This is a genomic window from Streptomyces ipomoeae 91-03 (assembly GCF_000317595.1).
In the GTDB taxonomy this organism is placed as follows: domain Bacteria; phylum Actinomycetota; class Actinomycetes; order Streptomycetales; family Streptomycetaceae; genus Streptomyces; species Streptomyces ipomoeae.
The window spans coordinates 1-25,489 of sequence record NZ_AEJC01000208.1 but is presented as its reverse complement, the minus strand read 5'-3'; the positions used below and the strand labels follow the sequence as shown (position 1 = coordinate 25,489).

At 68.8% G+C, this 25,489-nt stretch carries 25 protein-coding genes and 1 pseudogene; 20 read left to right on the top strand and 6 right to left on the bottom strand.

The window, feature by feature from the left end; genetic code table 11:
• Positions 1-266: 266 nt before the first annotated feature.
• Entirely contained in the window at positions 267-1,181 is a 915-nt protein-coding gene (locus tag STRIP9103_RS13650; RefSeq protein ID WP_048820231.1) for a hypothetical protein, read from the bottom strand.
• A gap of 275 nt (positions 1,182-1,456) precedes the next feature.
• Here STRIP9103_RS13650 and STRIP9103_RS13645 point away from each other — a divergent pair, with 275 nt between their 5' ends.
• From STRIP9103_RS13645 to STRIP9103_RS13630, 4 genes are all read left to right on the top strand, one after another.
• Positions 1,457-2,395, top strand: coding sequence for an LLM class F420-dependent oxidoreductase (locus STRIP9103_RS13645; protein WP_009310134.1), 939 nt, complete (start codon positions 1,457-1,459; stop codon positions 2,393-2,395).
• 173 nt (positions 2,396-2,568) lie between these two features.
• The gene (locus tag STRIP9103_RS13640; RefSeq protein ID WP_009310093.1) at positions 2,569-2,793 is read left to right on the top strand and encodes a hypothetical protein; all 225 of its coding nucleotides are present in this window, start codon (positions 2,569-2,571) and stop codon (positions 2,791-2,793) included.
• Positions 2,794-2,813: 20 nt separating this feature from the next.
• Entirely contained in the window at positions 2,814-3,083 is a 270-nt protein-coding gene (locus STRIP9103_RS13635; protein WP_009310089.1) for a hypothetical protein, read from the top strand.
• Positions 3,084-3,144: 61 nt separating this feature from the next.
• Positions 3,145-3,951: a response regulator transcription factor gene (locus STRIP9103_RS13630; RefSeq protein ID WP_009310132.1), complete on the top strand. Its 807-nt coding sequence runs from the start codon at positions 3,145-3,147 to the stop codon at positions 3,949-3,951.
• Between the two features lie 286 nt (positions 3,952-4,237).
• On the opposite strand, the gene STRIP9103_RS13625 is transcribed toward STRIP9103_RS13630, so the two are convergent.
• Positions 4,238-5,041, bottom strand: coding sequence for a hypothetical protein (locus STRIP9103_RS13625; protein WP_009310127.1), 804 nt, complete (start codon positions 5,039-5,041; stop codon positions 4,238-4,240).
• 251 nt (positions 5,042-5,292) lie between these two features.
• The gene (locus tag STRIP9103_RS13620) at positions 5,293-6,036 is read right to left on the bottom strand and encodes a hypothetical protein (protein ID WP_009310104.1); all 744 of its coding nucleotides are present in this window, start codon (positions 6,034-6,036) and stop codon (positions 5,293-5,295) included.
• Between the two features lie 200 nt (positions 6,037-6,236).
• Between STRIP9103_RS13620 and STRIP9103_RS13615 the strand changes: the two are divergent.
• The 13 genes and pseudogenes from STRIP9103_RS13615 (at position 6,237) to STRIP9103_RS13555 (ending at position 18,111) form a co-directional block, all read left to right on the top strand.
• Positions 6,237-6,994, top strand: a pseudogene (locus STRIP9103_RS13615) (SDR family NAD(P)-dependent oxidoreductase).
• 132 nt (positions 6,995-7,126) lie between these two features.
• Positions 7,127-8,254, top strand: coding sequence for an LLM class flavin-dependent oxidoreductase (locus tag STRIP9103_RS13610; protein WP_078613899.1), 1,128 nt, complete (start codon positions 7,127-7,129; stop codon positions 8,252-8,254).
• A gap of 95 nt (positions 8,255-8,349) precedes the next feature.
• A complete protein-coding gene (locus tag STRIP9103_RS13605; protein WP_009310078.1) occupies positions 8,350-10,080 on the top strand; it encodes an N-acyl-D-amino-acid deacylase family protein in 1,731 nt (576 codons plus the stop codon).
• Positions 10,077-11,549 carry an aldehyde dehydrogenase family protein gene (locus tag STRIP9103_RS13600; RefSeq protein WP_048820230.1) on the top strand — a complete coding sequence of 491 codons (1,473 nt, stop codon included), beginning with the start codon at positions 10,077-10,079 and terminating at the stop codon, positions 11,547-11,549. Before STRIP9103_RS13605 ends, STRIP9103_RS13600 begins: the two co-directional genes overlap by 4 nt.
• Before the next feature lie 806 nt (positions 11,550-12,355).
• Positions 12,356-13,207 (top strand): helix-turn-helix domain-containing protein, encoded by an 852-nt coding sequence (locus STRIP9103_RS13595; protein WP_048820229.1) that lies wholly within the window; start codon positions 12,356-12,358, stop codon positions 13,205-13,207.
• Positions 13,208-13,217: 10 nt separating this feature from the next.
• The gene (locus STRIP9103_RS13590; RefSeq protein ID WP_009310124.1) at positions 13,218-13,406 is read left to right on the top strand and encodes a DUF397 domain-containing protein; all 189 of its coding nucleotides are present in this window, start codon (positions 13,218-13,220) and stop codon (positions 13,404-13,406) included.
• A gap of 150 nt (positions 13,407-13,556) precedes the next feature.
• Positions 13,557-13,766, top strand: a complete 210-nt coding sequence (locus STRIP9103_RS13585) for a hypothetical protein (protein WP_009310110.1) — start codon at positions 13,557-13,559, stop codon at positions 13,764-13,766.
• Entirely contained in the window at positions 13,750-14,271 is a 522-nt protein-coding gene (locus STRIP9103_RS13580) for a DUF6879 family protein (RefSeq protein WP_009310131.1), read from the top strand. The genes STRIP9103_RS13585 and STRIP9103_RS13580 overlap by 17 nt, the downstream gene beginning before the upstream one ends.
• On the top strand, positions 14,268-15,098 hold the full coding sequence (locus tag STRIP9103_RS13575) for a helix-turn-helix domain-containing protein (protein ID WP_009310130.1): 831 nt from the start codon (positions 14,268-14,270) through the stop codon (positions 15,096-15,098). Before STRIP9103_RS13580 ends, STRIP9103_RS13575 begins: the two co-directional genes overlap by 4 nt.
• A gap of 571 nt (positions 15,099-15,669) precedes the next feature.
• On the top strand, positions 15,670-15,894 hold the full coding sequence (locus STRIP9103_RS13570; protein ID WP_009310085.1) for a DUF397 domain-containing protein: 225 nt from the start codon (positions 15,670-15,672) through the stop codon (positions 15,892-15,894).
• Between the two features lie 92 nt (positions 15,895-15,986).
• The gene (locus tag STRIP9103_RS13565) at positions 15,987-16,451 is read left to right on the top strand and encodes a hypothetical protein (protein ID WP_048820228.1); all 465 of its coding nucleotides are present in this window, start codon (positions 15,987-15,989) and stop codon (positions 16,449-16,451) included.
• A 231-nt stretch (positions 16,452-16,682) separates the two neighbouring features.
• Complete coding sequence (locus STRIP9103_RS13560; RefSeq protein ID WP_048820235.1) at positions 16,683-17,213, top strand: DUF6879 family protein; 531 nt, start codon at positions 16,683-16,685, stop codon at positions 17,211-17,213.
• Positions 17,214-17,376: 163 nt separating this feature from the next.
• The gene (locus tag STRIP9103_RS13555; RefSeq protein ID WP_009310133.1) at positions 17,377-18,111 is read left to right on the top strand and encodes a class I SAM-dependent methyltransferase; all 735 of its coding nucleotides are present in this window, start codon (positions 17,377-17,379) and stop codon (positions 18,109-18,111) included.
• Between the two features lie 10 nt (positions 18,112-18,121).
• Here the strand turns inward: STRIP9103_RS13555 and STRIP9103_RS13550 are convergent, their stop codons facing one another.
• Complete coding sequence (locus STRIP9103_RS13550) at positions 18,122-18,523, bottom strand: nitroreductase/quinone reductase family protein (protein ID WP_009310102.1); 402 nt, start codon at positions 18,521-18,523, stop codon at positions 18,122-18,124.
• Between the two features lie 74 nt (positions 18,524-18,597).
• Between STRIP9103_RS13550 and STRIP9103_RS13545 the strand changes: the two genes are divergently transcribed.
• Positions 18,598-19,440 carry an endonuclease/exonuclease/phosphatase family protein gene (locus tag STRIP9103_RS13545; RefSeq protein ID WP_009310116.1) on the top strand — a complete coding sequence of 281 codons (843 nt, stop codon included), beginning with the start codon at positions 18,598-18,600 and terminating at the stop codon, positions 19,438-19,440.
• 113 nt (positions 19,441-19,553) lie between these two features.
• Here STRIP9103_RS13545 and STRIP9103_RS13540 read toward each other — a convergent pair whose 3' ends face one another.
• Positions 19,554-20,372: an SAM-dependent methyltransferase gene (locus STRIP9103_RS13540; RefSeq protein WP_009310096.1), complete on the bottom strand. Its 819-nt coding sequence runs from the start codon at positions 20,370-20,372 to the stop codon at positions 19,554-19,556.
• Between the two features lie 174 nt (positions 20,373-20,546).
• A complete protein-coding gene (locus STRIP9103_RS13535) occupies positions 20,547-22,163 on the bottom strand; it encodes a CehA/McbA family metallohydrolase (RefSeq protein ID WP_009310100.1) in 1,617 nt (538 codons plus the stop codon).
• A 794-nt stretch (positions 22,164-22,957) separates the two neighbouring features.
• Here STRIP9103_RS13535 and STRIP9103_RS13525 point away from each other — a divergent pair.
• Together STRIP9103_RS13525 and STRIP9103_RS13520 are read left to right on the top strand one after the other, a co-directional pair.
• Positions 22,958-24,148 (top strand): IS110 family RNA-guided transposase, encoded by a 1,191-nt coding sequence (locus STRIP9103_RS13525; RefSeq protein WP_009310112.1) that lies wholly within the window; start codon positions 22,958-22,960, stop codon positions 24,146-24,148.
• Positions 24,149-24,369: 221 nt separating this feature from the next.
• A complete protein-coding gene (locus STRIP9103_RS13520; protein WP_009310086.1) occupies positions 24,370-25,218 on the top strand; it encodes an LLM class F420-dependent oxidoreductase in 849 nt (282 codons plus the stop codon).
• The last annotated feature ends 271 nt before the right edge of the window (positions 25,219-25,489 follow it).

The following is a 25,489-nucleotide window of genomic DNA, read 5'->3' as shown; positions in this document are numbered from 1 at the left end:
GCGGCACCCGGAAGGGGAGGTCTCCGGGCTGACTGTCCGGATCTATCGGGTCGCCCCGAAGATGACCCGATTCCCGGGGGACGGCAGCGCACAGTGACAAGCAGGCGCGACGGCGAACGGCTGCAGGAACCGCTTATGTGGCCGCCAGGCGCCTGTCCCCGCTGCCGGACCGGGCTGGGCCCGGTGCTGTGACCGTATAGGTGCGCCGGCTTGGTGTCGGGCGTTGGATGGGTGGTGGCGTCCATCCCTTGGCGAACAGGCCCTGGTCAGTACAGCGGCGTCTGTGGCGGCATGTGGTGCTCCGGCCAGAAGGGGTCGTGCGGAGGCCGGGGTGGGTTGGCCCGGGCCTCCGCGGCGGCTTGGGCGAGGCGGCTCGGCCATTCTGCCGCCCACATCAGGGCGACCGTCCCGACGAGGGGCCAGAAGCCGTCGACGTGCAGCAGGCCGGTGAGCCACACGATGAGCCAGAGCACCAGCGCGTTGACCGACACGAGGATCAACGACGCCGCTCCGGGCACAGGCAGCGTCAGGGTCAGCCGGAACCGCAGATGGAACAGGGCGGCGACGACGGCGAGCGTCAGCCACTGTGTGCCCGTCGCTTCCACGCGGTCCAGCCACGCTACCGCGAGCGCCAGGCCCGCCAAGCACAAGAGATAGCCCGTCAGCGAACGCAGGGCTCCGGGACGGCGGTGCTTCACCGGTACGGCGAGCACGAGCAGCAGCACCGTCTCCACGGCGGCGACGACGAGTCCGGCGGTGACGAGGGCCTTGAGCCCACCGTCGAGCCCAACGTTCAACCCCAGCTTGGCACCCAGCTCCACCCCGGCCCACAACCCCGCGGGCCCCACTGCTGTCAGGACGACGGCCGACAACACCATGCCCAGCCCGAGATGGGCGAAATGCCTGCGCAGCGGCGCGAAGAACTCCCAATCGGAGCTGTCCCAATCGGGCTCCTCCGCCATGCGCCGCTGATTCCGCACCACGGCCCGCCCGAGCATCCGCCCCAGGGGCATGGGCACGAGCATGACGACGGCGGTGAACACAGCAGCGAGGACGACCACGGACCCCACCCGCTCACCCACGGTGCCGCCAACCCGTAACTGGCCCACAACCTCGGAGGCCACCCACACCCCGACGGCCGCGCACCCCAACTTTCCGATGATCCGCCCCGTTGTCTTCATGAAGCCAGAATCCCGCCCGGAACACGGCGGCGGAACCCCACCGGCGCGGAGTCGCCGGTTCACCCAGTCATGACCTCGACGACAGCTATTACCGCTGGTGCCCCGCCCCAGCGGATGCCCCTTCGCGGCGGATGCGGGCGCGTTTCCCGATCCCCGGCCCAGCCGCGAGTGAACTCCCGGAGCGAAGACATCACACCTCTTGTGTGACAAGGCGTCAGCTACGACGATGGGCGCGCTCCACCACATATGACGAATCGTCAGTCAGGGGGCGCCCCATGCGAATTCCACCCACCGGCCGACTGGCCTACGGCATGCAGCTCCCCGTCCAGTCGCAGAGCACCCTCTACGCCGAGCCCTGGGAGGCGGATGCCGGTCCGGAGGACCTGGTCGAGGTCGCCCGTGCCGCCGACCGTGCCGGCTTCGCGTACATCGCCACCTGCGACCACGTCGCCATACCCCGGCGTCTCGCCCCCGCGATGGGTACGGTCTGGTACGACCCGGTCGCCACGCTCGCCCACCTCGCCGCCGTCACCGAGCGCGTACGACTCCTCAGCCACGTGGCGGTGGTCGGGCTCCGTCACCCGCTGCTGACGGCCAAGCAGTACGCCACCCTCGACCACCTCGCGGGCGGGCGCCTGATCCTCGGTGTCGGCGCCGGGCACGTGCGGGAGGAGTTCGAGGCGTTGGGGGTGGACTTCGAGCGTCGGGGTGCCTTGCTGGACGAGTGCGTCGACGCGTTGCGGGCAGCCCTGGGGCCGGATGAGTTCCCGTCCCACCACGGGAAGTCGTACGACTTCGAAGGGCTGGGCCAACGGCCCCGGCCCGCACAGCGACACGTCCCCCTGTGGGTGGGCGGCTCGTCCCCGGCCGCCGTACGACGGGCCGCCGTGCGCGGTGACGGCTGGCTCCCCCAGGGCGATCCGCGCGACCGGCTGCCGGGCCAGATCGCTCGGCTGCGACGACACCGCGAGGAGGCCGGCGTGGACCGTCCCTTCGTCGTGGGCGCCATCGCCGAGCCTCTTTGTCTCGGCAGCCCGACCTGGGACGTCGGCCGCCGCACCCTCACCGGCTCCCCCGAGGCCGTCGCCGAGTCCCTGCGGGCGTACGCGGCGATGGGGGTGGATCAGATCCAGGTACGGTTCCGCAGCCGGAGCCGGGACGAACTCACCGACCAGATGGGGGCGTTCGGGGCGGAGGTGGCCCCCCTGCTGTGATCCCTCGGCCGGTGGTGATGCCCCCGCCGTCGATCCCGGCGGCGCTGTGTACGTTGGCCGATGATCCGCGTCACGCTTCGAGGCGCCGGCACCCCGATGGTGTGCGTCGGCGCCCCCGAACCGGCCCCGACGACCGACGACGACCATCTGACGCTTATCTGACGCTGAGCGATGTGAAGAAGCACGTCTTCCGCATGGCGTACGACGCCACGGACTTCTACCTCTCCACCCTCCCCGACACTCGCGAAGCCCACGACCGCCTCGCCGACCGTCTCGTACACCTCATGGAAGCCGGCGGAGCCGACGCCATCGCCGCACGCATACGCGACCACGCCGACCACTCGGGCACCGCCTTCACCGGGACGCTCACCTCATCGCTGGGTGCCGCCGCTCGCTGACGACGAGGGTCGCCGAGGCGGTGACCGCCTTCCTCCACGAGCACGATCTCGACCGGGACGTGGTGGTGAGCGAGGACGCCTCGGCGGGTCGTGTCTTCGCGGGGAGCGACTACCCGATCATCGTGACCGGTTTCGGCCGCTGGGCCGACAAGATCGAGCAGGGGTTCCACGACGCCGTGCGCGCCGTCGCCCCTGCCGCACAGGTCGACTTCCGGTGGAGTTTCGAGGACGAGGACGACTGGGTTCGGCCAACTTGTCGGCGTGGTGACATGTGTCATTTGAAGTTTTGAACATATCTACGCCCGCGCGCGTATGTACGGACGTCATGGCCTCGGCGGAAGGACACGCGAAGTGCGATCCCCCCGGCACGTCCGAACTTCCAAGCACGGCTCGGCCCAGCACAGCTCCTCCCAGCACGGCTCGGCCCAGCACAGCTCTTCGCAGCACGGCTCGGCCCAGCACGGCTCGTCCGAGTACGGCCTTTCCCAGCCGGTCGGCAGCGCTTCCGCGACTCCCTCCCGCGGTCTGTCCGTCGCGCTCGCCTGCGCCCAGGGGGCGTGGCCGCACCACGACTGGCCGGCCCCCGACGATCCGTACGTACGCCGGGTGCTGCACCTGACCCCGCCCTACCGGGGGCTTCAGGACTCCGGCGCGGATGTCGTGGTCCTGCGGTGCGAGGACCCCTCGGTGTCGTTCGCGGAGCTGCTGAAGGCCATGGGTGACATGAGCGCGCCGGTGATCGTCGTGACCCCGCGCCGGGACAGCGAGGCGGTCGTCGAGGCGTTCCGGGGCGGGGCGGGCTATCTCGTCGAGGGCGACTACTGCACCTGCATGCTCTCCTCGGCGGTCATGGCCGCCACGGTCGGCCACACCTACCTCTCGCCCACCGCGTGCGCCGCCCTCCGGGACGCCGCCCAGGGCATGCCGGGCAACGGCCAGGCGACGGAACAGCTCCGCGCGCTGCTCTCGCCCCGCGAACGCCAGATCATGGAGCTGCTCTCCACCGGCCTCGGCGCCCAGGAGATCGGGCTGCGGCTGACCCTGAGCGAGAAGACCGTCCGCAACAACCTCAGCAACATCTACGCCAAGCTGGACGTCCGGGGCAGTACGGAGGCGGTCCTGCGGTGGCTGGGGGCGACCTCGGCGGTTCGGGTGTGAGTCTGTTCGCGTATGAGAACGTCACAGGGACGTCCGTAGGAACGCCCGTAAGAACGCCCGTAAGAACGTCTGCGAGAACATGCGAGAACATCCGTAAGAACGCTCATAAGAGCGCCCATAAGAATGAGCCCCCGTGTCTCCACGGGGGCTCATTCGGATCGACACCGGCCGGTGGCCGCTTTTACACCGGCTGGTTCTCACCGTCATTCACTGCCATGTCATTCGCATCATTCGGCGCTGTACGCGGCCCCGGAACCGCTCGACGTTTCGGGGCCGAAACCGCTCGTCACTCCACGGTGATTTCCGACAGCGGAATTTCGACATCGGTCACATTCTCGCCGCCCTGACCGAATCCCGGCTCCGTCCGGAGGGAACGGACGTTGCCGCTCTCCGCGTTGAGAACCGAGTCCGCCTGGGGTGTCCCGCACTGCACATTGCGCAGCCAGAGCCGGCCGTCCGGGGTGCCGCTCTTCAGGAGCTGCGGATAGAAGACGTGCACGGTGGCCGCGCCCTCACTGGGGGAGAAGAACACCTTCTGGCCGTTCTGCTCCTCCTTGTAGGTGGCCCGCAGGAATCCACTCACGTCCGTGCGCTTGTGGGACCACATGAAGAAGGCGATGTTGTCGGGCTTCACCGTGTCGCTCCGGGTGAAGCTGAAGGAGGACGTGGTGTCGTCACGCTTGATGTTGATTTCCTGCGTGTTGAACTTCACGCCGATCTCGAAGAACGAGCTGCCCAGCTTCGTACTGCCGTCGACGCCGAAGCCGTTCTCCAGCTGAATGACGCGGGTCGCGGAGGCGGTCCCGCTGAAGGACTTGGTCGCGGCGGTGGTGCTGCCGCAGTTGTCGGTCACGGAGGTGACCCGCTCGTTGGGGCCGAAACTGTTGGCCTTGCTCTGCACGTCGACGAACTCGCAGTTCTCCAGCTTGTCCGAGTCCGTACGGCAGTCCGTGGCCACCTCGTCAGGGGTGGCGGCCCCCGCGCTGTACATCAGCGGAACGGCCAGTCCGAGGGCGGCGATCGGCGCCAGCGCGAGGGTGATGCGCTTCTTCTTGCTGCGGTGGTTGCCGCTGCGCCCGGTGCGTGCCATGTGTGTCTCCTGCAAGGGTGGTCGGGGGAAAAGTGCTGGTGGGGCGGGTCGCCCCAGGAGGATGGGACGGCTGGCCCCATGGGGGAGTGGGAGGAATTGGGGGGGAGTGGGGGACCGCGTGGGGGATGAAGTGGGGGTTCCCGTGGGGGGAGAAGTGTGTGGGTGGGGGGTGGCGGACGACCGCCGGTCGTCGGTCAGGAGGAGGGTGACGGACGACTGTCGGCCGGGGGAGGGCGACCGGCGGCCGTCGGTCAGCAGTCCTCCAGGACGACCTTGGTGGTGCCGTCCACGAGTCCGGGCGTGCCCGCGGCACCCTCCAGGACGACCGGGCCCTCGACGACTTCCGGCGCCACGAAGTTCTGCTCGGGCGTGGGGTTGACCGCGAAGCTGCCGGGATTGGCGTCGATGCGCACGCGCCATTCGCCGGTCATACGCTGCATCTTCGGCGTGAACGTCACATGCATGACCTTGCCGACGGGAACTTCCCGCTGTTCCGACTCGCTGGCGGTGGCCGACTTGATGTTCATGTCCAGCGTGCCCTTGTGCTTCACCCAGGAACCGCTCAAGGCTCCGAAAAGTCCACCGAGGGCGCCCTGCTGGGTCACGGTGTACTTGCCCTGACCCTGGGCCACCGTCTTCGAGAACTCGGTGGTCACCTTCGACGGTTCGGTGGCGTTCGGCTCGCAGTTCGGGAAGTCGACGGTGACCTTTTCCGTGGGCCCGTCGAAGGTCTCGAACTTCGTCTCGACGAAATCACAGTTGTCGGACCCGAAACTGGGTCCGGCGATCGGATGGCCGCCGAAGTCATCGAGGGACTGCTTCTTGCCGTTGAGCACCTCGGCCCGCCTGCAGAGCTCCATGACCTGTTCCGGCGTCTTCTCCTCGGCGGCGTTGGCCGACGGCAGCAACACGGTGGCGACAGCCGCGACCGTCACAACTGAGGACCCGATCGCGACGTATCGGACCTTCTTGTTCTTGAACCGCCTCTTCGCCATGCTTCCGTTCTCTCCTTGGGGGTGGCTTTACCTTCCGCTGGAGGATTATTGGGGTCCGGTACAGCCCGATGACAGAGTCAAACATCCCTACTCCTCAGTCACTTACGGTTGCGTAGGTGAACATCCGGGCTTTCATCTGACGCTCCGTCAGTTCCAGAGGTACCCTGACCTCGGCCAACGCACCCGCGAAGGGAGTCCGCATGGGCAAGCTCGACGGACGTGTAGTCCTCGTCACAGGCGCCGCGCGCGGCCAGGGGGGGGGCAGGAGGCCCGGCTGTTCCGGGCGGAGGGCGCCGAGGTCGTCGTCGCCGACGTCCTCGACGACCGGGGCGAGGCCCTCGCCAAGGAGATCGGCGCGCTCTACGTCCACCTCGACGTCAGCCGCGAGGCCGACTGGGCGGCGGCCGTCACCGCGGCCAAGGACGCGTACGGCCGCGTCGACGGACTCGTCAACAACGCCGGCATCCTGCGTTTCAACGCCCTCGTCGACACCCCCCTCGACGAGTTCATGCGGGTCGTGCAGGTCAACCAGGTCGGCGTCTTCCTCGGCCTCAAGGCCCTGGCCCCCGAGATCGAGGCGGCCGGCGGCGGCACGATCGTCAACACCGCCTCGTACACCGGGCTCACGGGCATGGCGTACGTCGGCGCGTACGCCGCGACCAAGCACGCGATCGTCGGCCTCACCCGGGTCGCCGCGCTGGAGCTGGCCCGCAAGGGGATCCGCGTCAACGCGGTCTGCCCCGGCGCCATCGACACCGCGATGTCCGACCCCGGCGACGGCGCGTCCGCCGAGTCCATCGACCGGCTGTACCGCAAGCGCGTCCCGCTGGGCCGCATCGGCAGGCCCGAGGAGGTGGCCCGCCTCGCCCTCTTCCTCTCCTGCGACGACTCCTCCTACATCACCGGGCAGCCGTTCGTGATCGACGGGGGGTGGCTGGCGGGGGTGAGTCTCGGGTGACGGCGGGCCGCTCCGCCGTCCCTGACATCTGACGGTACGTCAGCTATTGACGGTGCATGGGCCCGGTGGAACAGTCGGCCCTATCAGGATCTGACGAACAGTCAGATACGACCGTGGGGACGGTGAACCTCCTTGGAATTCGGGCTCTTTGTACAGGGGTACGTGGGCAAGCGGGCCGAGACCGATCCGCTCGCGGAGCACAAGGCGCTGATGGAGGAGACCGAGTACGTCATCGAGGCGGACAAGGCCGGCTTCAAGTACGCGTGGGCCTCCGAGCACCACTTCCTGGAGGAGTACTCCCACCTCTCCGCCAACGACGTCTTCCTCGGCTACCTGGCGCACGCGACCGAGCGGATCCACCTCGGCTCCGGCATCTTCAACCCCCTCGCCCAGGTCAACCACCCCGTGAAGGTCGCCGAGAAGGTCGCCATGCTCGACCACCTCAGCGAGGGCCGCTTCGAGTTCGGCAGCGGACGCGGCGCCGGCTCCCACGAGATCCTCGGCTTCATCCCCGGCGTCACCGACATGAACCACACCAAGGAGATCTGGGAAGAGACCATCGCCGAGTTCCCCAAGATGTGGCTCCAGGACGAGTACGTCGGCTTCCAGGGCAAACACTGGTCACTGCCGCCGCGCAAGATCCTGCCCAAGCCGTACGGGAAGTCCCACCCCGCGATGTGGTACGCCGCCGGGTCGCCGCCGTCGTACGCCATGGCCGCGCGGAAGGGGCTCGGCGTGCTCGGCTTCAGCGTGCAGAAGGTCTCCGACATGGAGTGGGTGCTGGAGCAGTACAAGACCGCGATCGTCGACGCCGAGCCGATCGGTGACTTCGTCAACGACAACGTGATGGTGACGACGACGGCGATCTGCGCGCCGACGCACGAGGAGGCCGTGCGGATCGCCGTGAACGGCGGGCTGCACTATCTGCCCTCGCTCGTGTTCCGGTACCACGACACGTTTCCTCGTCCCGAGGGGTTCCCGGTGTGGCCGGAGACGCTGCCCGAGTACGACGAGGAGTTCATCGAACTGCTCATCTCCGAGGAGCTGTTGATCTGCGGGGATCCGGACGAGGTGCTCACGCAGTGCAAGCGGTGGGAGCAGGCCGGAGCGGATCAGTTGAGCTTCGGGTTGCCGGTGGGGGTGCCGAAGGAGGAGACGTTGCAGACGATCCGGTTGGTGGGGGAGCACGTGATTCCGAAGATCGACACGGATCCTGTGCACCGGACTGCGCGGTTCCGCTCCGCGGGGGGCGCCGTTTGAGTCTGCGGGTCGGCGGGGGCTGGTCGCTCCCCCGCTCGCGGCGCCCCGCGCCCCCAGGTCGGTTGGACGTACCGCACGTCAGGAGGTGAACCCCCATGCTCGATCACGTCATCAAGAACGCCACCGTCGTCGACGGGACCGGCGCCCCTGCGTACATCGCTGACGTGGGGATACGCAATGGCCGTATCGCCGTCATCGGGAGCGTCGACGAGGAGGCCCGGACCAGCGAGGACGCCACTGGCCTCGTTCTCTCGCCCGGCTTCGTCGACCCCCACACCCACTACGACGCCCAGCTCTTCTGGGACCCGTACGCGACGCCCTCCCTCAACCACGGGGTGACGACCGTCGCCGGCGGGAACTGCGGTTTCACGCTCGCGCCCCTCAACCCCTCCCGTCCCGAAGACGCGGACTACACGCGGCGGATGATGTCCAAAGTCGAGGGGATGTCACTCGTCGCCCTGGAGGAGGGGGCGCCCTGGAGCTGGCACGGCTTCGGGGAGTATCTGGATGCCCTCGAAGGGCGGATCGCCGTCAACGCGGGGTTCATGGTGGGCCATTGCGCGTTGCGGCGGTATGTGATGGGGCCGCAGGCCATCGGTGGGCAACCCACCGACGAGCAGATGGACGCGATGCTCCGGCTGCTGCACGAGGCGATGGAGGCCGGGGCGTGGGGACTGTCGACCACGCAGTCGTCGACGCACTCCGACGGGGACGGGAAGCCGGTCGCCTCGCGGCACGCCGGGCCCGAGGAACTGATCGCGCTGTCCCGGGCCGTCGGCGAACACGAGGGGACGCAGATCGAGGCGATCGTCGCGGGGTGTCTGGACCAGTTCAGCGACGACGAGATCGATCTCTTCGTGGAGATGAGCGCGGTGGCGGGCCGGCCGCTCAACTGGAACGTCCTGACCATCGATTCCGCCGTCCCCGAGCGTGTGCCCCGGCAGCTGGAGGCGAGCGAGCGGGCGCGGAAGGCCGGAGGCCGGGTGGTGGCCCTGACCATGCCCATCCTCACCCCCATGAACATGTCCCTCGGCACCTTCTGCGCGCTGAACCTGATCCCCGGCTGGGGCCCGATCCTGGGCCTGCCGGTGCCCGAGCGCATCGAGCGGCTGCGCGATCCGGAGGTGCGCGCGGAGATGCTGCGGCGCGCGGAGTCCAAGGAGGCGGGCGTCTTCCGCCGGCTGACGAACTTCGGGCGGTACGTCATCGGGGACACGTACAGCGAGGCGAACGAGGGCCTGACCGGGCGCGTGGTCGAGGACATCGCGGCGGAACGAGGGCAGGAACCCTTCGAGTGCCTGGTGGAGATCTGCGCCGCCGACGACCTGCGTACGGTGCTGTGGCCGATGCCGACCGACAACGACCCGGCGAGCTGGTCCATGCGCGCCGAGGCCTGGCGGCACGAGGACGTGCTCCTCGGCGGCTCCGACGCCGGCGCCCATCTGGACCGTATGTGCGGGGCGCCGTACACGACCCGCTTCATCGGCGACTGTCTGCGCGGCCGGAAACTCGTCGGCCTCGAACAGGCGGTGAAGATGCTGACCGACGACCCTGCGCGGCTGTTCGGCCTGCGGGAGCGGGGGCAGGTCCGGGAGGGCTGGCACGCGGACCTCGTCCTGTTCGACCCGGAACGTGTCGACGCCGGCAAGGCCACCCTGGTGCACGACCTGCCGGGTGACAGCCCGAGGCTGGACTCCAAGGCCATCGGCGTACGGGCCGTGTGGGTCAACGGCGTCGAGGCGATACGGGACGACATGGTGACGGGCGCGGTCCCCGGCAAGGTGCTGCGCTCGGGGCGGGACACGCGGACGGTGAGCACGAGGTGAGCACGGAGGGCGTGCAAGGGGGTGCCCAGCGGCTGTTCATCGGCGGCTCCTGGGTGGAGCCGGACGGCGGCCACTACGAGGTGATCGACCCGGCGACCGAGACGGTCGTCGGCCTTGCCCCGGAGGCCTCACGGGAGCAGGTGCGCGCCGCCGCCGCGGCGGCCCGCGAGGCCTTCGGCCCCTGGTCGCGCACCCCCGCCGCCGAGCGCGCCGCCATCCTCTCCCGCACGGCGGACCTCATACGCCGCCACCTGGTCCCGTACGCCGAACTGGCCCAGGCCGAGACGGGCGCGACGACCGGGACGGCGCGAGGCATGCAGGTGGGCGTGGCCGCGGCCCGCTTCCAGCGCTACGCGCGCGTGGAGCCGTCGGAGGAACCCATCGCCCCCCAGATCAACGAGGCGGGCCCCTTCGGCAGGGCGGCGGTGATGGGCGCCCTGGCCATCCGCCAACCGGTGGGCGTGGTCACCTGCATCACTTCCTACAACAATCCCTGGGCCAACCCGGCCGGCAAGATCGCCCCCGCCCTGGCGATGGGCAACACGGTCGTGGTGAAGCCCGCCCCCCAGGACCCCCTCTCCGTCTACCGCCTGGCCGAGGCCCTGGAAGCGGCGGGGGCCCCACCGGGCGTGGTGAACGTGGTGAGCGGCTCGGGGGAGGAGGTGGGCGAGGCGGCGGTGGACTGTTCGGACGTGGACATGGTGAGCTTCACCGGCTCCACGGCGGTCGGCCGGCGCATCGCGGAGGTGTGCGGGCGCGGCATGAAGCGCCAGCTGATGGAGTTGGGCGGCAAGGGCGCGGCGATCGTCTTCGACGACGCGGACGTGGACGCGGCGGTCGCCGGAATCGCCACCACCTTCTCCTTCTACAGCGGCCAGATCTGCACGGCGCCGACGCGGGTGCTGGCGCAGAGGGCGGTGTACGACCGTGTGGTGACCCAACTGGCGGCGTACGCGGGCCGGTTGCCGGTGGGGAACCCCCGCGACCGGGGCACGGTGGTGGGCCCGCTGATCTCCGCCACCCACCGCGACCGGGTCGAGTCGTACATCGACCTGGGCCGCAAGGAAGGCGCGCGGGTGGTGACCGGCGGCGAACGCCCACCGCCGGCCCACGGCTTCTACGTGGCCCCCACCCTGCTGGCCGACTGCACCCCCGACATGCGCGTCGTCCGCGAGGAGATCTTCGGCCCGGTGGTCGTGGTCCTCCCCTTCGACGGGGACGAGGAGGAGGCGGTGGCACTGGCCAACGACACGGACTACGGCCTCATCGACTACGTCTGGTCGGGGGACGTGGCGAAGGCCTTCCGCGTGGCCCGCCGCCTGCGCACCGGCGGTGTCGGCGTGAACACCGTCGGCCGCAACATGGAGGCCCCGTTCGGCGGCTTCAAGAGGAGCGGGGTGGGCCGGGACGTGGGGTCGTACGCGCTGCACGCGTACAGCGAGGTGCAGGCGGTTGTCTGGGCGGGGTGACGACGTCCTCGCCGTGATTGCTGAAGCCGCCGCTACAGGTCGAAGAACGGGGAACAGTGCCCGGCTATCCGGCCACGCTCCCGCAGTCGACCCAGAGAAGCTTCCCGCCCCATGGGGCCGCCGACTCCCCGAACACGGACACACCCCGGTACTCGGAACAGGCCCGGACGAGCTGGAGCCCCCGTCCCCACTCGGCGTTGGGCCCAGCGGGTACGCCCCCCCCTTGAAGCCGGGCGGCACCCGCCGGTCCCGGTCCCCCACGGCGACAAGCAGCCGCCCGCCGACCTCCAGGACTCCCAGGGCGTACTCGTGATTGGTGTGCTCGTGGGCGTTGGTGAGCAGTTCGGTGGCCAACAGCTCAGCCGTGGCGGTGTGTTGGCTGAGGTCATGGGCGTCGAGTACGGCGCGGAGGGTGGCGCGGGCGACGCCGGGGGAGCGGAGGTCGCGGGGGAGACGCAGGGTGTAGTTCCAGGACGGCGATACGGTGGCCATGGATGTCTCCAGTCACTGAGGGGAGCCGGGCGGTGTCGTTGCGGTGTCGTCGTGGTCGTGGTCGTGGTCGCAGTCGTCGACGACCTGTCTGTCGACGTGTCTGCCGACGTGTCTGTTGTCGGGATGCGATACGGGATGTCGTGCGATGCCCAGTGACCGTCGCCGCTCCGTCGAGCGGGGCACTTCTGGGCGGGGCGCCTGACGTAGACGATAGGGCAACGGCAAATGTCATTTGCTGAACAGTGAATGGTTTTGGGTGACATCCCCTCGTGCGAGTGACCCGCTCACTGAACACACGTCCAAGAGGAGTTCACATGTCTGGGCGGCCCCCCATGACCGCAAGGCGCCTGCGGCTGGCCGTGGAGCTGCGCAAGCTGCGCGAACGCGCGGGCATGACCGTCACGGAGGCGGCTCGGACACTCGGGACCAGTCAAGGGCAGCTCAGCAATGTGGAATCGGCCCGGTTCGGAGTAAGTCCCGACCGCGTCAGGGCCTTGGCCCGCATCTACTCGTGCGCAGACCAGGCGTTCGTCGAAGCCCTGGTGGACATGGCAACCGACAAGACGTTCGGCTGGTGGGAGTCGTACCGCGACGTACTGCCCTCAGGTCTGCTGGATCTCGCCGAACTCGAACATCACGCCACCGGCATCCGGACCGCGTACACCACACATATGCCCGGACTGCTGCAGACCGCCGACCACGCGCGGGAGATCTTCCGCCATGTGATCCCTCCGCCCACTTCACCCGAGGTCGAGCACCGCGTTTCGCATCGAGTGAAACGGCAGAGCATCCTCTACGGGCCTTCCCCCACTCCGTACCGCACGGTCGTCCACGAGGCGGCGCTGCGCATGAGCGTCGGCGGCCGGAATGTGGCTCGGGCCCAGTTGCAGCACCTGCTCGACATGAGCGAACAGGCACACATCACCATCCGCGTACTCCCCTTCGGCGTAGGCGCGTTCCCGGGCTCAGGCCAATCCATCAACTACCTGCACGGTGCCGTTTCCCAGTTGGACACCGCTCAACTCGACCAGTTCCACGGCCCTGTGATGCTCGACGCCGAAGCTCTACTGGAGAAGTACCGACACCTCCTCGACGTCGTGGAGGCCACAGCCCTCACCCCTGAGAAGTCCCGCGACCTGATCCACTCCATCGCCCAAGACCTGTGAAGGAGCCCGCATGCCCACCCCCCAGTGGCAGAAGTCGTCCTACTGCCAGGAAGGCGACGCCTGCGTCCACATATCCGCCGGCCCCGCCACCATCCACGTCACCGAAAGCGCAGACCCCGCCCACACCGTGCTCAGCACCATCCCGTCCGCCTTTGGTGCCCTGGTCCGCGCCCTGAAGGCGGGCCGCGGAAACGACTGACGTGGTCTGGAAAACGTCGTAGCACTGGGCGTTCCCTCAGACTGGTTATGCCATAACGGGAATATTCCGGATGTGGCGTGGACGAGGAGCGATGCCGTCCGTAGCGTCGTTCGGCGGGGGCTTGACCAGGGCCCATGAGAGGGGAGCCGCATGGCGCGCGAGGAACTGACCCGACTCACCGGCAGGATCAATGGACCTGACTGTGATGACGACGACTGCCCGAACGTGTACCGCACGGCAAGCGGTTCCTTCGTGATCCAGGGGAACGTGTCCGATGCCTTCCAACCGCCGGACGGTGAGTCGCTGGTGGAGATCCCGGAGGAAGTGCTCAAGGAGGCCGTACGTGCTCTTGGATGGTGACGCATGGCGAAGGGTGTTCGATGCGTACGAGCGCGACGCGTGGCGGTTCGAGGCCCAGCCCACGTACACCATGCCCAGGGAGGCCGAGAACGTCGCGCGCTTCCTTCGAGGAGAGCCGAAACCGCTGGACCACAACGCGCGATGGCATGAACGGGTGCGTGGGTATGTGGCTTCCGGGCGCACGATTGGGCGGGTTCGGGTCGTACGTCAGCCGCTGACGGACTATCAGCGTTACCAGTTCTCCTGGGGAATCCCCGGCAACATTGAGGCCGGTGAGGACATCCGCGTTCTGGACGTCACACAGGACGACTACGATCTGCTTCTCTCCGGAACCGACTGGTGGATGTTCGATGAGACGCGAATAGTGCATCTCAACTATCGGCCGGACGGGACGCAGATCAACCGGGAGTTGTTCACGGGTGAAGTCGCCCCATACTTGGAGTGGAAGCGCATCGCACTTTCCCACTCCGTGCCGTTTTCCGAGTACGTGAAAAAGTTCGAGTGACATTTGAGCCCGAGCAGCTGGGGCAGTCGAAGGCTGATCTGGCGGAAAAGCTCCGTGAGTTGCGAAAGCGAGCCGGCCTGACAGGTGACCGGCTCGCTCGGCGCTGCAACATGTCTCAGAGCCAGATCAGCAAGTTCGAGACCGGCAAGAAGACGCCGAAGCTCGTGGACGTAGAGCGGATCCTACGCGCCCTCGGTGCAAGCCCGGAAAACGTGGCGGAGATTACGGCTCTCGCGCGAATCGCGAACACCGAGTGGCAGGACAAGCGCTCCTCATGGCGTCGTGGCATGGAGAAAAGGCAGACGGAACTCGCCTCACTGGAATCCGAAGCCACAGAGCTGAGATATTTCCTACCCGCCATGATTACCGGCTTGCTGGCGACGCCCGAGTACATCCGTGCCGGCCTGAGCCACACTCCAGGTGACCCGACGAAGACTGTGGCACGCAAACTGGAACGCCAGGACGTCCTGTACGACACTTCGAAGGAATTCACCTTTCTCCTCACGGAGCAGGCGGCGAGGTGGGCGATTGTTCCGCTTCCTGCCATGGCGGTTCAGATTGATCATCTGGTGTCACTTTCCCGCCTGCCGAATCTCCGTATCGGCGTCATCCCCATGGGGACTGTCTTGCCGCGCGGTCCCATGAACACGTTCACGGTCTATGACCGTCGGCTGGTCACGGTTGAGAGCTTCACCGGCCGTATGGTGTTCCGGGACTCTCGCGATGTCTCCGACCACCTTGCCGTGTTCTCCCTTTTCGAACATCAAGCCTGCTTCGACGATGATGCCAGAGGCCTTCTTCAACAATGGGCTGATTGCTGCCGGTGATCTTTAGTCCGAAACGGGAATAGCGCGCGTTCACGCCCTTCGCTCGGTGGATCATTTGATGAGTTGTGAAGCCGGGAGGATTGATGGCAACTACGCAGAAGCCCCAGGACTACCGATTGACCGAACTGCCGCCGGAGCCAAGAGCGGTACCGGGGTGCGATATCTGTCTCGGTATGTGTGTACGTAGGGACAACGCCCGCTCCAGGCGCGACTACAGCGCCGCGTCCGACGTCAATGTGGAGCTGCGTCGGCACCACGAAGAAGCGCACGGGTCATGAGTGGGGAAAAGGCGATCGAACTCTTCGCCGATCGCCCGCTCATGACCCTCCGGGTCTCGCATGACTCCGGGCGGACCTGGCGACCCGAGCGTGCCGTATACACCACGGACGGCCTTCGCCCCCTGATCACGACCGAATGGCCTCCGTGTCAGTGCCGACGCTGCAGCAGACCGAGCGATCCCTCCCATAGCTGAACGTCGGCTTCCCACCTCAGAACTCCCGCCTTTCACGGGCGGAAGCGCGGTCAGGCACGGCCGCGATCAGGTGACCAGCAGAAAGAGGAAGGTGCAGAGATGCTGAACGGAAGTGACCTGTACGGACTCGACATCAGCGGGGCCTCGTTCGTGAAGGCGTGCGGTGGACCCTGCACCGAGGGATGCGTCACCCTCGCCCGGATCGGGGACGACGCCTGGGCCCTCGGTGACAGCAAGCGGCCCGACGCGCAGCCGCTGCGGTTCACCACGGAGGAGTTGGACGCCGCCGGGATCGATCCGACGCGGTTCGGCCTGTCCGTCTGAGAAGCCCCCTCCCCACCGGCCGGTCCCGGCCTCTCGTCCACCGAGCCCGGGACCGACCACCCCTTCCATCCACACCTCGATCGGAACGACTGGTGCACCACCACGGCTACCTGTGGGTCGGTCCCAAACAACGCTTCGACCAGGAAGCCCTACGACGGCCCCCGCACCCCGAGGCGCCCCCGACCGGCAGCAGGCCGGAGCTGATCCAGCGCTACCGGGAAGTGGCAGCCGAGTTCCGAGTCGTCGATCTTCCTCCACTGGAAACGGCGTACTGGCTCATCAAGCCACCCTCCTTGATCCGCGGTACGTGGAACGAGGCGAAGGAGGCGGCGGCCTGGCTCGGCGAGCGGCTGGCCGAGTACGCGCCCCGGTTCGCCTCCGCCCGCGACCGTGACACCACCCACCTCGCCACAGTCGTCAACTCGACCGTGGAACGACTGAATTCGGGAGCGGACGTATCCTTCGGCCGCTACCTCGACCGCCCCACGTACCTCTCCCTGGCCGTGGTGACCTGCTCTCCGAATCGCTCGAAGCCCGAGCTGGGCTGTCCTGTCTGATAGTCCGGCCCGACCCGCGCTCGGCAGGAGCCCGGACGCACTCCTTCCATGTCGTCTGCGGTGCCGGATCACTCATTTCACTCCGTCGTGGAGGCAGCTATGGCACTACGGTTCAGCGAGGCCGAGTGCTCGGCATTCGAGGTGCCTGGGCACGTGGTGGGAATCCCCCGCCCGCACGAAGCCGTGATTCACATTCCGGCCCACATGGTGCCGGTGCTCAGGGAGGCCGCGATGTCGCAGAATGAACCGGGCTTTGACGAACTGCTGACAGCGGCCAAGCGCTCGGCCATGCATCTGGAGATGCGCGACTCGTACAGCGTCGGCGACGAAGCCCATGACTTCGAGAACTGGAAGCACACTGGCGAACGCGACGTGGATCCGGCTTCTGCCTACTGGGTGCCCTGGGTCGACCTGATCCGGCACACCGTGTCCAGAGGCGTGGCCGTCCGCCGTGCCCGCATCGTCTCCGAACCGGTCACCGACTACATCCGGTATGAGCACGCCGGTACTCCAGTCGTCATCCACGCCGGGGAACAGGTCCGTTGGTTGCCGCGACGTCAGGCATCGGACATCGCGCTGCCCGGCAACGACTGCTGGGCGTTCGACGGAGAGACTGTGCTCTTCAACCACTTCTCAGGAGACGGAGACTGGGCGGAGCCCAAGTGGGAAGTCCGTACCGAGCCCGCTGTGGTGCGGCTCGCGTCGGACGCGTTCGAAGCCGTATGGGAGCGCGCCGTCCCGCACGAGAAGTACTCCGTCTGACCTGACACGACGGCGATAAGCCGACTCACCATGTCTCTCCCCCAACGTCCAGTGCCCAGGCCGCCCGCGAAGTCCTCGCCGCGTGCCTCGAAGATCGGCCTCGGCGTCACGGTCGCCGCGACCGGCCGCAAGGACTGACCGGAGGCCGGGGGAGGACAGCGGCATGGCTGACGAGTGCTTCAGGGACCGACGGCTCGCCGCGATCTACGATCCCCTCGACCCCGATCGCGGTGATCTGGACGTCTACGTGCGTATCGCCGAGGAGTTCGGCGCGCGGCGCGTGCTCGACATCGGCTGTGGGACGGGGACGTTCGCGCTGATGTTGGCCGGGCGGGGCGTCGAGGTGGTCGGGGTCGATCCGGCTCGGGCGTCCGTCGACGTGGCCCGGGGCAAGCCGGGGAGCGAGCGGGTGCGGTGGATCCACGGGGATGCCACTGCCCTGCCGCCGCTCCGCGTCGACCTCGTCACCATGACGGCCAACGTCGCGCAGGCGATCGTCGAGCCGGAGGCGTGGCGGGGGACGCTCCGGGGGGCCTTCGAGGCGCTGCGGCCCGGCGGGCATCTCGTGTTCGAGACCCGTGATCCGGCGGCGCGGGCCTGGGCGACATGGAATCGTGAGGCCTCGTACGGTGTGACGGAGATCGAGGGGGTCGGGGCCGTCGAGAGTTGGGTGGAACTCGTCGAGGTCGCCGGGGCGTCGGTGACGTTTCGTTGGTTCTACGGGTTCCTGGACGAAGGTGTCTCGCTCACCTCCGACTCCACCCTCCGGTTCCGTGCACGGGACGAGGTGGAGGGGGAGCTGGTCGCGCAGGGGTTCGAGGTGCGGGAGGTGCGCGGGGCGCCCGATCGACCGGGCAAGGAGTTCGTGTTCGTCGCCCGGCGACCGGAGACGAGCTGACCGCCGGGGCTCAGTTCCGCAGGTCCACCCGTACCGTCAGCAGATCCGACGACGACCCCAGCACCCGTACCCCCGTGCTGTTGAGGCGCGGCAGGGTGCGCAGGCGGGCGATGGGGTCGTCGTCCGTGAGGATGTGGGCCGTGCCGTCGTGCCAGCGGCCCCGGAGGCGGACCCTCACCTCTGGATCGGCCCTGATGTTCCGTACGTACTGGGACTTCTCGCCGAACTCCGAGACCAGCCAGAAGGAGTCGCCGATACGGCGGCCACCGACCGGGGCCTGGCGGGGAAGGCCGGACTTGCGGCCGGTGGTCTCCAGGACGGTCTGGAGCGGGATCCGGCGGAGGATCGGGTTGCCGACGTGGCGCTGGAAGGCCGTGACGGCACGTTGCTTGAGGTCCACGGGACGAGACATCGGCTTGTTTCTCCTCGGGGCGTGGGAGGTACGGGATACAGGATCGACCACGGGGTGAAGGCGGTGGGCGGCGGGTGCGGGTCATGACGTGGAATCTGTGGTGGAGGTTCGGGCCCTGGCAGGAGCGGCAGAAGGCGGTCCTCGCCGTGCTGCGGGAACTGCGGCCCGATGTCGTCGGGTTGCAGGAGGTGTGGGAGCAGGGCGGCGCCAACCTCGCCGGGTGGCTCGCCGACGAGCTCGGGATGCACTGGACCTGGGGGTCCTACGGCGACCCGGAGCACTGGCAGCGGCGGATCGGCGACGGGAGTGTGGGCATCGGGAACGCCGTACTGAGCCGGTGGCCCGTTCTGGAGCGGGAGGCCGTCCATCTGCCGACGGGCGCCTCCGGCGCGTCCTGCGGGCGGGGTGCGCTGTACGCGCTGCTGGACGCGCCCGAGGCGCCGGTCCCGTTCTTCACCACCCACCTCAGCTCCGCGACCGACGCCTCCGCGCTGCGCTGCCGCCAGGTCACCGCACTCGCCGAGTTCGTCGCCCGGCGACAGGGCGGGACCGGCTTCCCGTCCGTCGTCACCGGGGACTTCAACGCCTGGCCGGACTCGGACGAGGTCCGGCTGTTCGGGGGGTACAAGACCGTGCCCGTCGTACCCGGCCAGGTCTTCTTCGACGCCTGGGAGTACGCCGAGCCGGGCGCGCCCTCGGCCACCTGGGACAGCACCAACCCGTACGTCGCCACGACCTACGGCCCGAGCGTCCGGATCGACTACATCCACGTCGGGCCACCGGGACCGGGAGGGCTCGGCCACGTCCGTTCCGTGCGACGCGCGGGCCACGGCCCGGTCGAGGGCACGCCCGACGGCGTGTGGCCCTCCGACCACGCCGCCGTCGTCGCGGACCTCGCGGGACCGGGGGCGGACTGAGGGCCCCGGCCCACTACCGGGACCATGGCTTCCGCCCGGCGGGCTAGGGCCTTCCGCCCGGCGGGGGCCACCGCTTCCCGCCCGGCAGGGTTACGGCTTCCCGCCCGGCGGGGCTACGCCTTGCGTCCCACTCCGCCGTGCTGGCCGATCGGCTTCGGTTCGTTCTCCTCCGTGGCGTCCGGGCGCCACAGCGGGACCGATACGACGCCGGGGTCGATCAGATCCAGGCCGTCGAAGTACCCGGTGATCTGGTCGACGGGGCGGAGGAAGTAGGGGACGGCGCCGGTCTCGTTGTAGGCGTCCTGGGCGCGCTCGTAGTGGGGGTCGGTGCCTCGGGAGCCCTCGTTGAGCGAGAGACAGCTGCCCGAGGGGAGGCCGGACATCAGGCGCTGGACGATGGAGCGGGCCTCGTCGTAGTCGGCGACGTGCCCCAGGATGCCGCTGAGGATCAGGGCCGTGGGCCGGGTCAGGTCCAGGGTCCCGGCGGCGGCCTCCAGGATGCGCTCGGGGTCGTAGAGGCTGGCGTCGACGTACGCGGTGGCGCCCTCGGGGGAGGAGTAGAGCAGGGCGCGGGCATGGGCGAGGACCATGGGGTCGTTGTCGACGTACACGATCCTGGCGTCCGGGGCGCTGCGCTGGGCGATCTGGTGGGTGTTGTCGGCGGTGGGCAGCCCCGTGCCGACGTCCAGGAACTGCCGTACGCCCTCCACCTCCACCAGATGGCGGATGCTGCGCCGCAGGAACGCGCGGCTGCTGCGGGCGATCGTCACGATGCCGGGGAAGGCGGCGGCGTACGCGTCGCCGGCCGCCTCGTCCACCGGGTAGTTGTCCTTGCCGCCCAGCCAGTAGTTCCAGATGCGGGCGGAGGCGGGCACCGAAGTGTCGACCTTCTCCTTCGCCGCGGATTCGGGCGTGGTCGCGTTGTCGGTCATGGGCGCCGTTCTCCTCCACCGAGCGTGTGCGTCGCGCGTACAGCTGGTACATGCGAAGCCGCGCGTACATACGCGCGTGTTGTGTCGAGCTAAACCTAAAGCCCAACACAGGTATTTCGTACGAGGGTTCCCCCTACCTTTCCTGCTGGCTGCTACCCCCCGGCCGACCTCGCGTCAGCGGCGGCCCAGGAAGATCGGGTTCGTGAACGCCGCCAGCGGGCCCGGGAAGCCCGTGACGACCGGTGGGTGGCGGACCTCGGCGCGTACGTACGCCGCGTACGAGGCCGTCGTACGCCATTCCGCCGAGCCGGTGCCCGAGGCCGGGAGCTCGGGGGAGGTGAAGAGGACGCCCTGGTCGGTGACGAAGCGGATGGTGCAGCCGGGGGCGCCGGTGGCCTCCAGGCGGACGGTGACCGGGGTGTCCGGGGCGACCTTCAGCCGCCCGCCGATGCCCGCGTGTTCGCCGCGCGCGCCGGACGCCGTGAAGGACACGGACACGTCCTTCGACTCGGCGACGTACGAGCGGCCCGCCCGCAGCCCCTCCTGGATGGCCTCCCTGGTCAGGTCGTCGGCCAGTACGACCGTCTGGGGGCGGCCCACCGGGTCGGGGTCGCGGTGGGCGTCGCTGTTGCCCATCGCCGGGATCCAGCCGCGGCCCTCCTGCACGGAGGCGACCAGCATGCCGTCCCAGTCGGCCAGCGCCACCTCGTCCTCGGGCGAGTACGCGCCGTTCCACACCTCCACCGCGTCCGCCTCGCCGAAGCCGAACTTCCAGTTGCAGCCGACGCAGGTGGCGTGCGGGTGGGCCGGGACCACCAGGCCCCCGGCGTGGCGGATCTGCCGGGCGTACTTGCCGAACCGGTTGTCCCGGGCCCGGTAGCGCCAGTCGACGAACGTGCCCGGGTCGGTGCCGATCGCGACGACGTGACCGTTCCTCGTGGTCACCTCCTCGCCGAGCATGACGAGGAGGTCGTCGCCCGCCTGCTCCGCCCAATGGGTGTGCGCGGAGTGGGTGTTGTGCTCCGAGCTGTTGATGAAGTCGAGTCCGGCGGCGCGTGCGAGCGCCGCGATCTCGGCGGGGGTGCGGCGGCCGTCGGAGTACCACGAGTGCAGATGGCAGTCGCCGCGGTACCAGGCCCGGCCCCGGCCTCTGGCCCGCTCCGGCGGGTACACGGGTTGTGCCTGTTCGCCGGGTTGGCCGTACGTCAGGGTGATCGTGATCTCGTACGGCAGGCCCTGCGGGGCCACCGTGTACGGGCCCAGCGCGATGTGCCAGGTGCCGGGGCGGACCGGGCCCGGGAGATAGCCGGGCGTCGCGTCGTCCGCGCGGATGAAGAACTCCGTGCGCGCGCCGCCCGACCAGCCGCGGAAGCCCTTGCCGCCGAGGTCGGTACCGCGTTCGTCGAAGACGCCGATGTCCAGCGCGTTGCCTGTCGTGCCGGGCGGGACGGTCGGTCTCTCGTATGTGTACGAGACCTTCAACTCCCTTACGCCTCCCGGGACTTCGACCGGCAGATAGACGAAGTCCGGGGAGCCGGTGGGGAGGGTTCCCTTGATCGTACGGGTCTCTGTGTCGCCGTCCGCGGCGTCGGCGTCGCTCGTCCCAAAGGTCACGCTTCCCAACGTAAGCGCAGCCGCTGCCGACGTCACGAACAGAGCGCGCCTTCCGAGGCGGGCCTCGGCGCGGGGGGTTGTTTCGCGGTCGGTTCCGTCGGGGGCGGGTGCGTTGGGGTCGGGTGCGTCCAAGCCGGGTGCGGTGTGTCCGGTGCCGTCGTGGTGGTCGTCGCACATGCTGCTGCTCCCCAGGTGTCGTGAGTGACATGGCGTGGGTGGTGCAGGGGTGGTGCGTGTCACCTTCGTAGGCGGTGGTGAACTGCCGGGCAAGGGGAGGGGGTCGGCGGCTTTCGACTTGGCCGAGTCTCGTCGGGGGTGGGGCTGGGGTGGGCTGGTTTTGTTGGGGGTCGCTGGGGGCGCCGGGTCGAATTGGGGTTCGTTGGTTCTGCCGGGTTGTGTTGGGTTGCGTTGGGTTAGCCGGTTTTGGTTATGGCGTGCAGGCGTCGGTCAGTTTGTCGGTCGCCTTGTCCATCTCGCTGGAGTCCGGGTCCGTTTCGCCGTTCGGGATCGACCTGTTGTGGTCCTCGATGGCCCGAGTGAGGTCGTCTACCGCCTTGTCGGCCTCTTCGTGGGGTCCTCCACGGCGTCCCGGCCGGCCTTGTGGATGTCCCGGATGCTGTCGGAGATCTTGTCGGCGTTCGAGAGGGTGAGGGCTGCGATTCCGGTGAGGAGGGTGGCGGTGCGGCGGCGGTGGGGGCGGGGGCGTTGGAGGTGGCGCGGGTGGTTGTCATGGGGGCCCTACTTTCTTGATTGTTGGGTTCGAACTGGTCATTCGTAAGATCAGCGGGACCCAGGGGCTCTGGGTATGGCTGTCATGGCGGCGCCGTGAGATGGCTGGAAAGGCTTGGCCGCCCGGAGCCCCGCGACGACTCGACCGCCAATTGGGAGATGCGACTCGATCGCTGCGTAGGGCAACGTCGGCGAGGTCGTCTGCTGGGCTGTGAACGCGCGACGAGCTGGCGGAGGTGACCGTGCCCCGGATATGGGCCGGAGTGGACATCGGCAAGGAACATCACCACTGCGTGGTGATCAACAGTGACGGCGAACGGCTGCTGTCCCGCCGGGTCCTGAACGACGAGTCGGCCCTGCTGGAACTGATCGGGGACGTCCTGGCCCTCGACGAAGACGTGCTGTGGGCCGTCGACCTCAACCACGGTGGCGCCGCCCTGCTGATCGGACTGCTGCTCGGCCACAGCCAGCCGATGGTCTACATCACCGGCCTGACCGTGCACCGCGCATCGGCCTCTTACCGGGGCGAGGGCAAGACGGACGCCAAAGACGCCTTCGTCATCGCCGGCCAAGCCCGCATGCGCCGTGACCTGGGCCTGCTGCGGCCTGGCGACGAGATCGCCGTCGACCTGCGCACCCTGACCACCCGCCGCACCGACCTCGTCTGTGACCGCACCCGGCAGATCAACCGGCTCCGTGCCCAACTCCTGGAGATCTTCCCCGCGTTGGAGCGGGCGCTGGACCTGACCAACAAGGGTCCGGTCTTGCTGCTGACGGGTTACCAGACCCCGGCGGCGATCCGCCGCGCAGGCGTGAAGCGCATCGAGGCGTGGCTGAAAAACCGCAAGGTCCGCGGAGCTGCCGCACTGGCCAAAGCGGCTGTGGAGGCTGCCGAGGCCCAGCACACGGCCCTGCCCGGCGAGCAGCTGGCCGCCGCCATGGTGGTGCGCCTCTCGAAGGGGGTGATGGCCCTCGATGAGGAGATCGCAGAACTCGAAGCCCTGATCGAGGCCCGGTTTCGCGAGCACCCGCACGCCGAAGTGATCGTGAGCCTGCCCGGGATGGGCAAGCTGATGGGCGCTGTGTTCCTCGCCGTGACCGGTGGCGACATGGACGCCTTCGGCAGCGCCGACCGGCTCGCCGGCTACGCCGGCCTGGCCCCGGCCCCACGCGACTCCGGCCGCGTCAGCGGCAACCTCCGCCGACCACGCCGCTTCCACCGCGGCCTGCTCAACGCGATGTACCTGTCGGCCCTGTCGAGCCTGAAGAGCTGCCCGGCCTCGAAGGCGTACTACCAACGCAAACGCGCCGAGGGGAAAGGCCACAAGCAGGCGCTGCTGGCGCTCGCGCGCCGTCGCGTCAACGTCTTGTGGGCCATGATCCGCGACGGAGCGTGCTACCAAGCCACACCACCTGTCACAGCAGCGGCTTGACATCAGCATTGGGAAGCCTTTCTGGGGGGGCGGAGGGGGTTGCTGTCTCTGGCGATCACGATTCCGTGGCGCGTTCGTCGGTACGAGGGACTGGCCTCCCGGATGCGGGGTGGAGCGGGCTGCGCCATGGGTGGATGCCGACTGGGCGATTGGTGGATGCCGACGGTGGATGCCGACTGGTCGGTATGGACAAGCGGGGCATGTCCCGGTAGAGATGACTTATGCGTATCTCCGTGACGATCTTTCTCACCGACGAGAGCATCACCCCCACCCGGCTCGCCCGTGAGCTGGAGCAGCGGGGTTTCGCCGGCTTGTACCTTCCCGAGCACACCCACATCCCCGTCGAGCGGGCCACTCCGTACCCGGCCGGTGGGGAGCTGCCGCGCGAGTACGGTCGTACGCTCGACCCCTTCGTCGCGCTCGGCCAGGCCGCCGCCGTCACCGAGCGGCTGGGGCTGGGGACCGGGATCACGCTGGTCGCCCAGCACGACCCGATCGACCTCGCGAAGCAGATCGCGACCGTGGACCATCTCTCCGGTGGGCGCCTGACGTTGGGGCTGGGCTATGGCTGGAACGTGGAGGAGGCCGCCGATCACGGGGTCGAGTGGCGTACTCGGCGGGAGCTGGTGCGGGATCGGGTGGCGCTGATGCGGGCGCTGTGGGCGGAGGAGCCGACGGGGTACGAGGGGGAGTTCGGGAGTGTGCGGGCGAGCTTGGCGTACCCCAAGCCTGTGCAGAAGCCGCGGGGGCCGGTGGTCGGGCCGCGGACGCTGATCGGTGGGGCGGCGGGGCCGAAGCTGTTCGCGCACATCTGTGAGTACGCGGACGGGTGGCTGCCGATCGGGGGGCGGGGGCTGGGTGAGTCGCTGCCGGTGCTGAGGGCGGCGTGGGCGGAGGCGGGGCGGGAGGCGGGGGCGCTGGAGGTTGTGCCGTATGCCGTCCGGCCGAGTGTCGGGAAGCTGGCGCGCTATGCGGAGCTGGGTATCGAGGAGGTCGTGGTCCAGTTGCCTCCGGCGGGGGAGGCGGAGGTGTTGGGGGCGTTGGACTCGTACGGGGCGTTTCTGGGGTGACCTTGCGCCTGGGAGCTCGGGGGGTTCTGGGGTGTGGTGGGGGCGGGTGGGTTCGTGGCTTGTCGCGCCCGCGCGGCGGAGCCGCATATGTCACAGCCCCGCGCCCCTATTAGTGGCGGCTGCGCCGCTATTCGCCTGGGTGTGGTGGGTGGGTCGGGGCCGTGCCGGTGCGTCGGCCCGTCGCCAGGTGCGGGGTGCCTCCGGCGGTTGGGCGGGGGTGCGCCTGGGGGTGCGTTGTGGGTCGGGGCCGTGCCGGTGTGTCAGCCCGTCG